General features: G+C 59.8%; 10 protein-coding genes. 7 read left to right on the top strand and 3 right to left on the bottom strand.

The features are described 5' to 3' along the window. The first annotated feature begins 376 nt into the window (after positions 1-376). On the top strand, positions 377-1,264 hold the full coding sequence (locus BLJAPNOD_RS26240; RefSeq protein ID WP_115422017.1) for an efflux RND transporter periplasmic adaptor subunit: 888 nt from the start codon (positions 377-379) through the stop codon (positions 1,262-1,264). A gap of 394 nt (positions 1,265-1,658) precedes the next feature. After that, positions 1,659-3,203, top strand: a complete 1,545-nt coding sequence (locus tag BLJAPNOD_RS26235) for an oligosaccharide flippase family protein (RefSeq protein WP_115422016.1) — start codon at positions 1,659-1,661, stop codon at positions 3,201-3,203. Between the two features lie 18 nt (positions 3,204-3,221). Here the strand turns inward: BLJAPNOD_RS26235 and BLJAPNOD_RS36415 are convergent, their stop codons facing one another. From BLJAPNOD_RS36415 to BLJAPNOD_RS26215, 3 genes are all read right to left on the bottom strand, one after another. Next, positions 3,222-3,344, bottom strand: a complete 123-nt coding sequence (locus BLJAPNOD_RS36415; protein WP_256372341.1) for a hypothetical protein — start codon at positions 3,342-3,344, stop codon at positions 3,222-3,224. Between the two features lie 563 nt (positions 3,345-3,907). Beyond that, positions 3,908-4,711: a methyltransferase, TIGR04325 family gene (locus BLJAPNOD_RS26220; RefSeq protein ID WP_115422015.1), complete on the bottom strand. Its 804-nt coding sequence runs from the start codon at positions 4,709-4,711 to the stop codon at positions 3,908-3,910. Between the two features lie 137 nt (positions 4,712-4,848). Continuing rightward, positions 4,849-5,841, bottom strand: a complete 993-nt coding sequence (locus BLJAPNOD_RS26215; RefSeq protein WP_115422014.1) for a CheR family methyltransferase — start codon at positions 5,839-5,841, stop codon at positions 4,849-4,851. 269 nt (positions 5,842-6,110) lie between these two features. Here BLJAPNOD_RS26215 and BLJAPNOD_RS35465 point away from each other — a divergent pair, with 269 nt between their 5' ends. The 5 genes from BLJAPNOD_RS35465 to rbbA all read left to right on the top strand — a co-directional run bounded on the left by BLJAPNOD_RS35465 (position 6,111) and on the right by rbbA (position 13,449). Beyond that, positions 6,111-6,302 carry a hypothetical protein gene (locus tag BLJAPNOD_RS35465; protein WP_158556178.1) on the top strand — a complete coding sequence of 64 codons (192 nt, stop codon included), beginning with the start codon at positions 6,111-6,113 and terminating at the stop codon, positions 6,300-6,302. A gap of 770 nt (positions 6,303-7,072) precedes the next feature. Then, positions 7,073-7,741, top strand: a complete 669-nt coding sequence (locus BLJAPNOD_RS26205; RefSeq protein WP_115422089.1) for a CBS domain-containing protein — start codon at positions 7,073-7,075, stop codon at positions 7,739-7,741. A 78-nt stretch (positions 7,742-7,819) separates the two neighbouring features. Continuing rightward, entirely contained in the window at positions 7,820-9,133 is a 1,314-nt protein-coding gene (locus tag BLJAPNOD_RS26200) for a glucoamylase family protein (protein WP_115422012.1), read from the top strand. A gap of 553 nt (positions 9,134-9,686) precedes the next feature. Further along, the gene (locus BLJAPNOD_RS26195; RefSeq protein WP_244611107.1) at positions 9,687-10,673 is read left to right on the top strand and encodes an HlyD family efflux transporter periplasmic adaptor subunit; all 987 of its coding nucleotides are present in this window, start codon (positions 9,687-9,689) and stop codon (positions 10,671-10,673) included. Beyond that, positions 10,663-13,449: a ribosome-associated ATPase/putative transporter RbbA gene (gene rbbA, locus BLJAPNOD_RS26190; protein ID WP_115422010.1), complete on the top strand. Its 2,787-nt coding sequence runs from the start codon at positions 10,663-10,665 to the stop codon at positions 13,447-13,449. Before BLJAPNOD_RS26195 ends, rbbA begins: the two co-directional genes overlap by 11 nt. The last annotated feature ends 2 nt before the right edge of the window (positions 13,450-13,451 follow it).

Raw genomic sequence — 13,451 nt, 5'->3', positions numbered from 1 at the left:
GGTTAACACTTGCCTTCAAATCTGGAATGAAGAAACTGTGTCCGATAACGGATATGATGTTCACTGATGTCAAGAAACAAAAAGTCGGCGTGGTAGGATCCTGGACAAACAGCTCGATCTGACCGGGAAAACTGATGGAGCAACGGAAACATACGATTGATCGTGGCATCGGTCGCACCAAGACCGCGCTGCATCGCGCTTGATTTCGCTGCCCTGGGAAAGGGCTAAGATCCGATCCCTGTTGAGGAAATCTGCCAAACAGCAAACTTCGGCCGTTCGACGTTCTACCTGCACTACACCAGCAAGGATGACCTGAAGCAGAGCGGCCTGGACAGCTTGCGGAGGCAACTCACGGACTCGGCCTCTCGCACTGTGCATGATGTTGGTCCGCAAACACGACGATCAGGGTGAGAAACACCTCCCAGTCCTGGTTGGTGTGCATCGCCTCCCGAACTTCAGGCCGATGCCGCCAGCGCCGACCGCGCCGATTATTGTTGGTGTCGCGCTGCCTGACCTTCCGTGGCTGCCTTCCATCGTCGGCGTCGAAGGCGTCGCGGCAGCTGCCGCGACTACCGACGCGGTAGGATCGGGGCCTGTCGTTTACTATCGCGATCCCGATGGCCGCCCCGCTTATTCAGCGGGGCCTAGGAAGACGACGGATGGTAGGGATTTCGGGCCGTCAGGCAGAGTGAAGATATCAGCTTTGACGCGGGCGGAGCCCAAGCTCTCCGAAGAGGCGCCTGCACCGACCACTGCCCGATACCTCGCCGACACCGAAAAAGGACTCGATGGGAATGGACTATCTTCCCGTCTATGCGGGCAAGGATCAGGACAGTTCTGCGGTCTAGATTTCGCCGGGGAAGCAGCAGCGCACCGGCGTGCGCACCGCCGAGGTTGGGCTTACAGCCGTCACCCGCAAAATCCGGACACCGGAACAGTCGTCATCGACGAACGACGGATCAGCGTGGTCACCATGCGGGCTGACGCCTTCATCGACGACGTCGCGAAGGTCACCACCGGAGATCGTGTCACCAAAGGACAGAGCCCGTTCCGCTTCTTCTCGAAAGAGATCGCGGCGACGGGTGCCGAGTTCGTCGCCCCGCAGCGGTCGGGATCCAGCACCGATGATGGAACGGGTAGCGCGCTGAAGCTCGTCAATCTCGGGCTATCGGGTGAGGTCATCCAATCGATCCGAAAGAACCTCAAGGTGCTACGCGTATTTCTTAAGATGCGCCGCTCGATGGCCTTGTCATGGAGCGAATGACCACGGCGGGCATGATGGCAAAGCCGGGCGACGTGCTGCCAAATCGCGACGAGGATTCTGCGAGGGACGAAGACCTCCTGGAGGCGTTAGACCTCATTGCCCACCCTTCTTACATCGTTTGGCTTACCGATTACGCCTACCGTCCGAATTGACCCCAAGAGGAGGCGGGCTACTAATGACATACGCGGACACAATACCATTCCGCGTATGTTCACGGCCGGTCCGGCTCACAGCGAGATGCACCACCGCTAACGAGAATGTCCCATGCGGCTTTACTAGAACTGTTCGTGTTGCCGGGGTTATGCCAGCCTGCGACGAAACGATTGGTGCCGTGAATAGGGGAGAGATGAACAACGGCTCCCACACCCGACACCGGGCGAACTCAGGAGGCACGATGGTGGTTGAGACAGACGGGATGAGCTCGGGAGTGGAGACGAAACGGCGGTTCCGCTTGAGCACCCCAACAATCGTTGGGGGAGGCCTCTGGGCGCTGTCGGCAAAGCTCGTCTCCCAGGTAGCGCAGCTTTCCGCGTTCATCGCCGCCGCCCGCATCCTCACGCCCCAGGAATTCGGCTTCTTCGCCTTCAGTTCCGCCGTTGCCACCTTCCTCGTGGTGTTCGCCGAGGGCGGATGGGCCGAATTCGTCATGAAATCGGCCGACGGGGAAGGGCACCTCGACCAGGTGACCACCATCTCGCTCGTGAGCGGTCTTCTGTTCACCGCCCTTGGATTGGGTGCCGCCGGCATTCTCTACGAAGCCTTCGACAAGATCTTGGAGGCGTCGCTCCTGGCGCTGTTCAGTTGCTTGATACTGCCTTGCGCAATGACAACCGTTTACGACGGGGCGCTCGTCCATCGCGGGCAACTGCAAAGCCAGGCGATCATCCGGATCACCGCCGAGGCGGCGGGGCTGGCCCTAATCGTCTTTGGACTGTTCATGGGGTGGAACGTCTTCGCACTCATCGCCGGGCGGCTGGCGATGCAGCTTGTTCTCCTGTGCGGCTCGATTATGGCTGTCGGTTGGGTTCGACCAGTTGGTCCAACCCGGATGCTCACGCGCGAACTGCTTGGGTTCTCGCAGCATGTCGTCGCCAACAGGCTGATCGTCTTCTTGCGCTCCTATTCGGGAACGCTCGCAGTGGGCGGTTTTCTCGGTCTGGCCGAAGCCGGTTACTATCGGGCAGCCGAGCGCATCGTAGCGGCGCTCTATGAGCTCGTGGGCGAGCCGGCGCGGATGCTCGCATGGATTGTCTTGCGGCGCGCGCGCGATCGAGAGAACTCGGAAGTAGGCAAGGATGATGCGGTCAGGAAGGCGGGAAACATGCTGTTTCCGCTCCTTCTGGCTGTTGCCACCCCCGTGCTTCTTGGGCTGGCATTGGTCGCCGACGACTTTGTCGATCTCGTGCTTGGCGAAGTTTGGGCACCGGCAGCAACAGTGGTCAGCATTTTATCGATAAAGCAGTTGCTGATGGTATCCGGCTGCATGACCGAGCCACTCCTTTCCATTCAAGGCAATATCCGCAGGATGGCCCCGGTTGGCCTGGCGAACTCACTTGTGATTATTGGCCTTGTCGTGGCCCTTGCGCCTTTCGGTTTGCTCCCGCTGGCATACGGGCAGGTTCTTGCCGGCATCGTGGTTCTGGCCACCTTGATCTGGCTGCAGGGTCGTTATGGCGGCCTCGACTGGTACGGCATCGCACGTGGCAGCGGTTTTGTCCCGCTCGCCGTTGCGGGTATGACCTGTACAATGTTTGCGCTGGGGCTGGCGATCGATCTCTCCACATTGCAGACTTGGGCAACGCTCGTGCTTCAGGCGGCCGCGGGTGCGACCGGCTATCTTCTAGTCCTGCTTCTTGTGAGGAGATTCGCCACGGGCATGTTCCCCGTCTTGGTGGTGGTAGCCCCCCTCACACCCACGCACGACATCGCGGGACGTTAGTGCACAATAAGTGCGCGCCTACGGCCCTGACGGCTCGGCGCACGGCTTGTCCTCGTGGCTGCCGAGATTGTCGAGGTTCACGATGTCGCCCTTGGCGAGCGTGGGCACGAGGACCTTTCCGAGGCACCAGTCCCGTGGCATAGGCAGTTGTCAGCGCCGTGGGCGCCTTCAGCAACGGCTCCGCTTCGAGAAAGCGCACGACCTCGTCGGCGCTCCGGATCGCTGGCAGCTTGCGCGGCGTGCGCGTATTGGCAGTCCGCTCGGGATCTCAGCCCGGTCCAGCGTCACGCCGTAAAAGAACCGCAGCGCAGACCGTCTGGTTGAGCGCCGGGCAGGAGACGCCCTGCGACACCAGGTATCCAGCAAAGCGCGCGCATCCCAAGCCCAGACGATCCGGCGAGCGGCCGAAGTACCAGCTGAACTTTGTCACGGCATGCAGGTAGGATTCGTTGTGTGGCCGGCGACAGGTTGCCAAGCGTCATATCGTCGATCACGCGGCGGCGCAGCTGGCTCACCGCCGCCGGAGCGTCGGTCATTGGTCGGTCTCCCGGTAAGGGTTGGTTCTCAACACCCCAACATCCCACCAAGAGACCATGCCTCCAAACCCCACCTCTTCCCGCGTCAGCGGGTTAGTTCCCGCGACGCGTCGGGCCTATTGTGCCCACGAAAGCGGTGGCGCGTACCCTGCTACGATCTACCCAATCTTATCTTTTCCGCAGCATGAAACCCCAGCTTTCACTGCATCCCTCTTCGGGATGGCTCGCTATCGCGTGCGTAAGGTATTGTATTTGCCAAGCGTCGACGACATCGTATCCGAGAGTATCCAGCTCGCGCAGAAACGCACCTCTCTCGCGGATTTGGTACGGGAGATAGGCTGGACCGCCCCTCTGCAGCGAATAAATCGTCTTTCCATCCCGAAGTGCGACCTTGTTCAAGATTATCACGTCGGGGCGCGCGGGAAGTCTCGAGACAAATTTAGGGAACGGTTCATCCAGATACTGCAGAAGGCCGGAACAGAGAAGGATGTCAGCTTTCCTGGTCTTCGCAACGTCGCTGCAAAAGGATAGCTTTTCTTGAATCCCATCTCGCTCCGCCATTTCGGCACCAGCCTTCACCATGGGAGGAAGTTCGTAGACCTCCCACCTCACCTTCGACAGATTCATCAAGCGACTGAAGGCTCGGTATTTCGTCCCGATATGTCCCCCGGCATCGAGCAAATTGGTCCACTCATCCCCGCGCGATAGGAACTCTCGCTCGAGCCAGAACATGACCGGATAGTCCCAGTCGATGACCTTGCACATCTTTTCGAGACCAACTTCGACGGTCTCTTCATTGTTGTAGCCGGCCACCGCCCACTTGGGAATTGCCGCCATTGCGCTGTCAAAGTCAGGATATTTTCCCGTCAGCTCGCCGCGGCGGGCGATCATGTGCAACTTGGCCACTGCAGATTGAAACGGCAGGGCCATTTTCTTGATTTTGGACGCATTGAAATGCATTAGAGATTGCATTGGCTTACTCCATGGCGGCGCGATGAACCTGGCGATTTCTTAGTTGGTCGTTCGGCCGCTTTGCTATGGCGGACTGCCTCGGACAACCAGGCGAGAGACGAATAAGCGGTGCGCGACTGAAACTGGGATGCGGGGCGTCATAGCTGGCCAGGTGCATAGAGACCGGACCTTGCAGAAAGCGAGGAGCCTGCGTGGTCACCTCGGGTTTCATCGCTCCTCTCCGGCGAGCGGAAGACGACGGAATTCCTGTACCGCCAATCCATTTGCTCTGGTCGAGCGGCTCCCTGCTTCATGTCGTCCTTGGCCAACGGGTCCTCCGACATATCAGACCACCCGCTTTCCGCCAAGCGATCGATCACAGGAACGAAATGCAGAGACGCGAGAACTCGCGTTTTCACGTCGAGGTCCACCCCATCGACGACGATGATGCCGCCGGGAGCCACCAAATGCGCCACGTTGCGCAGACACGACTCGGCTAGACTATCGTCAATCAACCTCATGAAATTGTTGGCCATGACTATATCCTGAATGCCGATCTGGTGAAGAAGATCGACATCCGTCACGTCCGCGGCCAACCACGTGATGTTCTCACGCAGCCAATCCCTGACACATAAGGCGCTCGCGAATTGGCGCTCGAGCATGCCTTCGGCGGCAGCAAAATCGCAGTCGAGAAGTTCCGATCGCCCTGGAAGGTACAAGCCTGCCCCGCTAGCAGGAGCGTCGATGCGGTGAACTGCTTTCCGGGCTGCATTCACCCCTGAGTCGGATACATCGATGCCATAGCACGCGATCCGCAGGTCCGGGCGAGCCGTGCGAAGGACGTAGAGCGCAGAATAGAGCTCCACGCCGGCGCGGCAACCGAAGCAGGCTATCCTGACTTCTCCGCTACTAGGGTATTTACGGATTAGGTCGGCGAGCATTTCAAGCAACGGAGGCATGCGCATGAACTGCGCGTAGTGATTCTGGATTTTGGCTGTATGGCGAGTGTAATACCCGCACAACAGACGCCCGAGGCGATACATTGCCGTTCTGCCTACCGTCCCATCAGTCAGCGTCTCCCATATCTTTCTGGCGAGATTGGCTAGCAAATGTGTACGCGTGCGTGCGAGGTTCTCAACGGAACGGGACATGACTAGCTCCTGAGAGTTATTTCATAACAACCAGCCTCCGAAGCTGTTCGCCGATCGGAAGTGCGATTGTCGAGACCGCTGAAGTTTTTGGATCAGCTGCAGCAAGCCGCAGCCGACGACCTGTGCCGGGGTTCGCCAGGCCCGTGGTCAATCTTTCGCCAGTCACGGGAAGACTGTATCCTCTCGCACCAGCCCGATGCCGATTTTCGTCGGCGCGTGACCGGAGTCCTTGCGACCGGAGGTTAAGCGTTCAGACGATGGGAGGTTTGTTGGGGTTCGACGGTTCGGCTGATGCCAACTCCGTCGTGACTATCGGGTCGACCGCGACAGAATTGGAGAACGCGGACATAGTAGGCAGGCTATTCAGGATAGCGATGATCGAACAGCTTGTGCCGCAACAGCAGGAGTCCTCGGAATTCGTCGTCTCGTCGCTGGCGGGCGCGCTCGCCTTCCATGCGTAAGAGTCAGCAGAAATGGTCCCTGCGTCTTCAGCGGCCCGAAGCGGGTGCGACCAATCCGTTTGGTGCCATATATCAACTCGCAGCGCACCTGGTGGCAACAGCAGCAACAGGATCATTGCCAGCCTTAGCAAGATAAACGTCGTTTTCCCAAGTATCGCTCTCATGCGTCATTTGTAGCTTTTGGTCGAGTTCTGTCAATGTAGATCGGCGGCCTTAGGTCTTAGCCAAATGGGGTATACTGCTATAAATCTCCCGCTTCTGGCCTATCCTTTAGGTCTCAGAATATGGGTTCGATTAATCGTACGGTGCTCTAGCGTTCCTTTTACCTCGACGACGAGCTATGCGGTTTTTGCTGTAATGATTAGCTTTGGCTGCTCTCATCTGCTTTGCTTTTGTGCAGACGCGAAGGCGAGGGCCGGCTTCATGCAGCGATCCAGCCAAGGTGTCCTTCCGGGGCGTGGGACGGACGATCTTGGCGCGCGGGCTGCGCGCCCCGTCTCGAAGTCGACGTGATTGATCCAACCCGATCCCAAGTTCAGAAGGAACGATACCGTTCAGGCCGAGGGTTGATCTAGCTCAAGGACCTAGCATCGCTTCTTGCTATGATGCTGTCACATTTCCTATCCCGCACATTGTCGAAGAGGAACTGGCGTCGATCAAGTGTTCCCAACTGCTTGAGCAAAGCCAACGGCTTGAACAAGAGGGGGAAGTATCGTCGACTACGTCGAACCTGAGGGCAAACTCCAACCGAGCTTATGGGATCAAAAATGATGAAAGCCATGGATGTTATGAGGGTGGAGGTGGTTACCGTCTCGCCGGACCATAGTGTAATGCACGCAGCGCAAATTATGCTGGATCAATCTATCAGCGGCCTGCCGGTGGTTGACGATGATGGCCACGTGGTCGGTCTTGTGACGGAAGGCGATCTAATGCGCAGGGCGGAACTCGGTGCCCAGGGGCTCTCGCCCGCCGACGGGGAATTTAGCAAGAGTGAGGACAAGACGCGCGCTTATGTAAAAAGCCATAGCTGGAAAGTGGCAGATGTAATGACCTCGGATCTGGTCAAGGTCGACGAGGAAACGCCGCTAGCTCGAGTTGCTGCGCTCATGGTGGAGCGCCGCATAAAGCGCGTACCGGTAATGAGGGGAGAGCATCTGGTCGGCGTCGTCAGCCGGACCGACCTCCTGCGTGTTCTCGTTGCGGCCAAATTCGACGACACGGCGTCAGGCGACGACGCGATCCGACGCAGCATTCTTACACGATTGCGAGAGGACGCCGGCGTCAAGGGAGACGGCCTAATTCTCACGGTCAGTGACGGCCTGGTCTGTTTCTCGGGAGTGGTTACCTCGCAGAGTGAACGGGATGCTGCCCGCGTGGTTGCCGAGGGCATAAGGGGCGTCAAGGGTGTGTTCGATCACCTGTCCATTGCCCAGGCCTGAACCAGGAGGACGGAGGCACAAAGATGCGAACGTATCCATCGCAAACCTGCTACAGGTGACATTGTGAGCACCTCCGCCATGCAAGACGATCTGGCGGCGTTGCAGCGCGAGACATTCGACTACTTCATCCATGAAGTGAACCCCACTAACGGTCTCATTCGCGATAAGACCGAAGCGAACTGGCCCGCAAGCATCGCCGCCACCGGCCTTGCGCTGGCCTGCTATCCGGTGGGCGTCGAGCGCGAATTTATAAGCCGGAGCGCTGCCACGGAACGCACTCTGGCGACGCTACGCTTCCTCTGGAACAGCCCGCAGGGGCCGGAGCCGGACGCAACAGGATATCGCGGCTTCTACTATCACTTCCTCGATATGCAAACCGGCCGGCGAGCCTGGCGCTGCGAGCTGTCGACCATCGACAGCACGTTCCTGTTCGCGGGCGCGCTGGCCGCGGCGGCGTTTTTCGATGCGGACACGCAGGCCGAAGCCGAGATCCGCACGTTGGCAAATGCGCTCTATCGCCGTGCCGACTGGCGCTGGGCGCAGGACGGAGGGGAAACCGTCACCCACGGTTGGACGCCTGAGCGCGGATTCCTGAAGCATCGCTGGGAAGGCTATGACGAGGCGCTCCTGCTCTATGTCCTGGGGCTGGGTTCGCCTACCCATCCACTGCCGCCGACCAGCTACACGGCCTGGACCGCAACCTTCCGATGGGAGCACTGCTATGGCTACGACTACCTCTACGCGGGGCCGTTATTCATCCATCAGCTCTCGCACGTGTGGATCGACTTTCGGGGTCTGCAGGACCCCTTCATGCGCAGCAGGGGAAGCGACTATTTCGAGAACAGTCGGCGCGCCACCCACATCCAACAGCACTACGCTATTGAAAACCCGCGTGGATTCGCGGGCTATGGCCAACATTGCTGGGGCATTACCGCGAGCGAGGGTCCCGGCCCATCCACGCTCAAGCTGGACGGCATCGAGCGCCGGTTCGAGGACTATGTCGCGCGTGGCGTCCCGTATGGTCCCGACGACGGCACGCTCGCTCCCTGGGCGGTCGTGGCTTCATTGCCGTTCGCTCCAGAAATTGTCCAGCCCGCGATCGCCTTCTGCATCCATCAGGCCAAGCTCAAAGCCGCCAACGCGTACGGCTTCAAGGCCGCCTTCAATCCCACACACCCGGGCTCGCTCGATAACGCCTTCGGCTGGTGGATTTCGCCTTGGCACTTCGGCCTGAACGAAGGTCCGGTCGTTCTGATGATCGAGAACGAACGCAGCGGCCTGTTGTGGCGATTGATGCGCACGTGCCCTTACATCCGCAGCGGCTTGCAACGGGCAGGGTTCGAAGGCGGCTGGCTGGGACAGTTGCCAAGGCCGTCATCGCCATTGGCTTGAGCGGCATATCGACGGCCGAAAAGCCAAGGCACCATCTGCCAAAGTGCTGTTGCCTCCTATACCTGCCGTTTGCCGTTTCGACGGTCACCAGATGCCGCAATGGGCTGGCTGTGGCATTGACTATTTCCGGGTGCCAACAAGGGCCTTCCGGACATCTGTCCGGCGAGCCATGCGGACCAAGGCGTCGCCACCGGCTCCAATTGCGGGATCGCCCTTCCGCCGCTTCGCGGGGCGCAGGCTGTAGTGACGATTTGGTGGGGCTTTCGCGATCCCCGCGGCAGCCGTCACCTATGGTGGGTTCTTCGACTTGCCCGGCGCTCATCTCTGGGAGGTTGACGATCTAACGATCACTACCATTGCCAAAAGAGTTGGAGGAGGCGCTTGGCATCTGGCAAGGTGAAATCTCGACAGGTATCGCTGATCGTGGTTTTGCGCTGAATCAAAGCAATCATCTGCTTATGCGTATCACATCATAAGACTGCTCGCCCGTAGCTGGGGCCGAGGCAGTTTTGACGGACGTGGCGCGGTTTGTGCGCGCAGAATGGATGAAAGAATGCGCACCGCTCCGATTATCACTGTCGCTATCCTCGTCGCCGCCGCTGGAGGCGGCTACGCATACTGGTTGAAGGAGCAGGCGACCCGTGTTCCGGTGGGATTGGCACGAGCCAATGGTCGGATCGAAGTCGAGCGGGTCGACATCGCAACCAAGTACGCCGGCCGCCTCGCTGAGGTGGGTTTCAACGAAGGCGCTGATGTCGAAAAGGATGATATCCTCGCCCGTATCGACACGACAGAAATTCTTGCCCATCGTGCCGCGGCGCGAGCTGCTGTGCACCGCGCCCACCAAGGCGTAGCCGGCGCCGAGGCCAATGTCGCGGTGCGCGAGGCGGAGTTGAAGCTCGCGGAGATTGAGCTCAAACGCACTATTGAACTCACCCGCGGAAATACAGCCACACAAGCGGAATTGGACCGCCGCACGGCGCAGCGAGACATTTCGAGGGCCTCTCTGGATAGCGCAAAAGTGGCTGTCGAAGATGCCCGGGCTGGGGTTGAAGCTGCTGAGGCTCAGGTGACCCAGATCGAAGCGGCGATTGCCGATATGACGTTGAAGGCTCCCGTATCGGGTCGCGTTGAATATCGTCTCGCTCAGGCGGGCGAAGTCGTCGCGGCGGGCGGGCGGGTGCTGACGCTTCTCGACCTTTCCGACGTTCATATGACGATCTTCCTGCCCACTAGCCAAGTCGGACGTGTCGAACTCGGTTCGGAGGCACGGATCATGATCGATGGTGCGCCTGAATACGTCGTTCCAGCCACGGTTTCCTTCGTTGCCGCGGAGGCGCAGTTCACCCCGAAATATGTCGAGACTGCGAACGAGCGCGAGAAACTGATGTACCGCGTCAAGCTGCAAATCGATCCGCAAATCCTCGAAACTTACCGCGGCTATGTAAAAGCAGGCATGACCGGCAACGCCTACGTCAAAGTGCAAGCCGGAGCGACCTGGCCCAACGATCTAATTCCGAGGCTCCCAGATGTCCGCTGATGTCCAGCTCGCCGTTAGGGTTGCTTCGGTTTGCCACCGTTACGGCAATACGGTTGCGCTCGACGGCATCAGCCTTTCGATCGCCTCTGGATCGACGGCGGCCTTCATCGGCCCCGATGGCGTCGGTAAGTCCACCGTCCTCGGCCTGATCGCCGGCGTCAAGCGCATCCAATCCGGAACCTTAACGGCTCTCGGCGGGAACATGGCATCGCGCGCGCACCGCGACATGGTAGCGCCTCGCATCGCCTATATGCCACAGGGTCTTGGCCGCAACCTCTATCCGACACTCTCAGTCGTCGAGAATATCGATTTCTTCGGCCGCTTGTATGGACAGGCGGAAGGCGAACGCCGCAATCGCATAGCGCGCCTGCTCACCGCCACGGGCCTCGATCCGTTCCCGGATCGTCCGGCCGGCAAGTTGTCGGGCGGGATGAAGCAGAAGCTCGGCCTCTGCTGCGCCCTGATCCACGATCCCGATCTATTGATTCTCGACGAGCCCACGACCGGCGTCGATCCCCTGTCGCGGCGACAGTTTTGGGATTTGATCGGCCGGATCCGCGCTGAGCGTCCCGGTATGACGGTGTTGGTGGCAACCGCCTACATGGAGGAGGCCGAGCGCTTCGGCCACATTGTCGCGATCGATGAGGGCAGGGTCATTGCCGCCGGTGATAGGGCGGGAATTCTTGCCCAAACGAAAGCGAGCACGCTCGAGGAAGCCTATATTGCTCTCCAGCGCCCCGAACGTCGCGGCGACCACACTGAGCTGAGGATCCCAAAGCTGCAACATAGCGACGGCCCTGCCGCGATTGCCGCCGAGAACCTGACCATGCACTTCGGCGATTTCACCGCTGTCGATCGCGTCAGCTTCCGCATCCAGCGCGGCGAGATCTTTGGGTTTCTGGGATCGAACGGCTGCGGCAAGACGACGACGATGAAGATGCTCACGGGACTGCTCACGGCGAGCGAGGGGCGATCCGAACTATTGGGCAAGCCGGTCAACGCCCGTGACATCGCGACAAGAATGCGGATCGGCTACATGTCGCAAGCGTTCTCACTCTACGAGGAAATCTCGGTCCGGGCGAATTTGGAACTGCATGGACGTCTCTTCCGCATCCCGGCTGGCGAACTCGAAGCACGCGTTGCGGCGACGTTGAGCCGTTTCGACCTCAGCTCCGTTCCTGACGCCTTGCCCCCGGCGCTGCCACTCGGGATGCGACAGCGGCTCCAGCTTGCTGCAGCCTGCCTGCATCAGCCCGAAATACTGATCCTCGACGAACCCACCTCCGGTGTCGACCCGGCGGCGCGCGACAGGTTCTGGCGTCTCCTCGTCGAGATGTCTCGCCGCGACAGCGTGACGATCTTCATATCAACCCATTTCATGAACGAAGCCGAACGCTGCGACCGCGTGTCGTTAATGCATGCAGGCCGTGTTCTTTCCATCGGGAGTCCAGAGGAGCTTCGCCTGGCGCGGGGCGCTCACAATCTCGAGGACGCTTTTGTGGCCTACCTCGAGGAAGCATCGGCACAGGCGGCGCTGCAGGAGACGAAGGATACTCCTTTATTGTCCGTCATGGCGGATCCGTCCAATACTTCGGATATTTCCGCCGCAGAGATAGCATCTGCGCCCCAGACACCGCACAGGTCATCGGCGGCGTCTTTGCGCCGGATCTGGGCCTTTGCCCGGCGAGAGGCGGTCGAAGTGCTTAGGGATCGTATCCGGCTTGCCTTCGCACTGCTAGGACCGCTCGTACTGATGGTGACGTTCGGTTTCGGCATCTCGTTCGACATTGAGAACCTCCGATATGCGGTGCTCGACCGCGATCAGTCCTACGAAAGCCGCCTGTTCCTGGAGCAATTTTCGCAGTCGCGCTATTTCATCGAACAAGCGCGGCTTGGCGACGAGTTCGAGATCGACCGCCGGTTGCGATCGGGCGAGTTGCGCTTCGCAGTCGATATTCCGCCCGGCTTCGGTCGCGACCTTCTGCAGGATCGCCAGCCGCAGGTGAGCTTCTGGCTCGACGGCGGCAACACCTTTCCCGCAGAGACGGCGCGTGGCTATATCCAAGGCGCCGTCCTGACCTATGCGGCAGATCGCTATCGCCAGTTGAATGGCCACGATCGGCAGATGCTGCCGATCAATGTCGAGCCCAGGTTTCGCTACAATCAGGACTTCCGTAGCGTGTTCGCGATCACGCCCGGCACGATCATGCTTCTACTGGTCCTCATTCCCGCCATGCTCACCGCGGTTGGCGTCGTGCGGGAGAAGGAAATGGGCTCGATCACGAATGTCTACGCCTCCCCCGCGACGGTGGGAGAATACCTCATCGGCAAGCAGCTACCCTACATAGCGATCGGCTTCGCCAGTTTCGTCACGCTGGTGCTCTTGGCGGGCGGCCTCTTCGGCGTCGTGCCGAAGGGATCGGTGACCGCCTTGTCGATCGCGGCGCTCATGTATATTTTCGCTGCAACAGCATTCGGTCTTCTAATATCCGCGTTCGTCTCGACGCAAGTCGCGGCGATCTTCGCGACGGCCATACTGACCGTCATTCCGGCGGCGCATTATTCCGGATTTCTCTACCCGGCCTCGACGCTCGACGGCGTGGCCTGGGCGATGGGTATCGGCTTTCCCGCTCAATGGTTCCAGACCGTGAGCCTCGGCGTTTTCGCCAAGGGCCTCGGGGCGGGTGCGTTCGCGCAGGAAATCGCAGTTCTCTTCGGTTTTGGCGTCATTTTCCTCGTGCTGGCTCGTCTGGCCATCCGCAGGCAAGGAAGCTAGCG

Source organism: Ensifer sp. M14, assembly GCF_003355565.1.
GTDB lineage: Bacteria > Pseudomonadota > Alphaproteobacteria > Rhizobiales > Rhizobiaceae > Ensifer.
The sequence above is the reverse complement of the archived record's forward strand: the minus strand, read 5'-3'. Positions and strand labels throughout refer to the sequence as shown.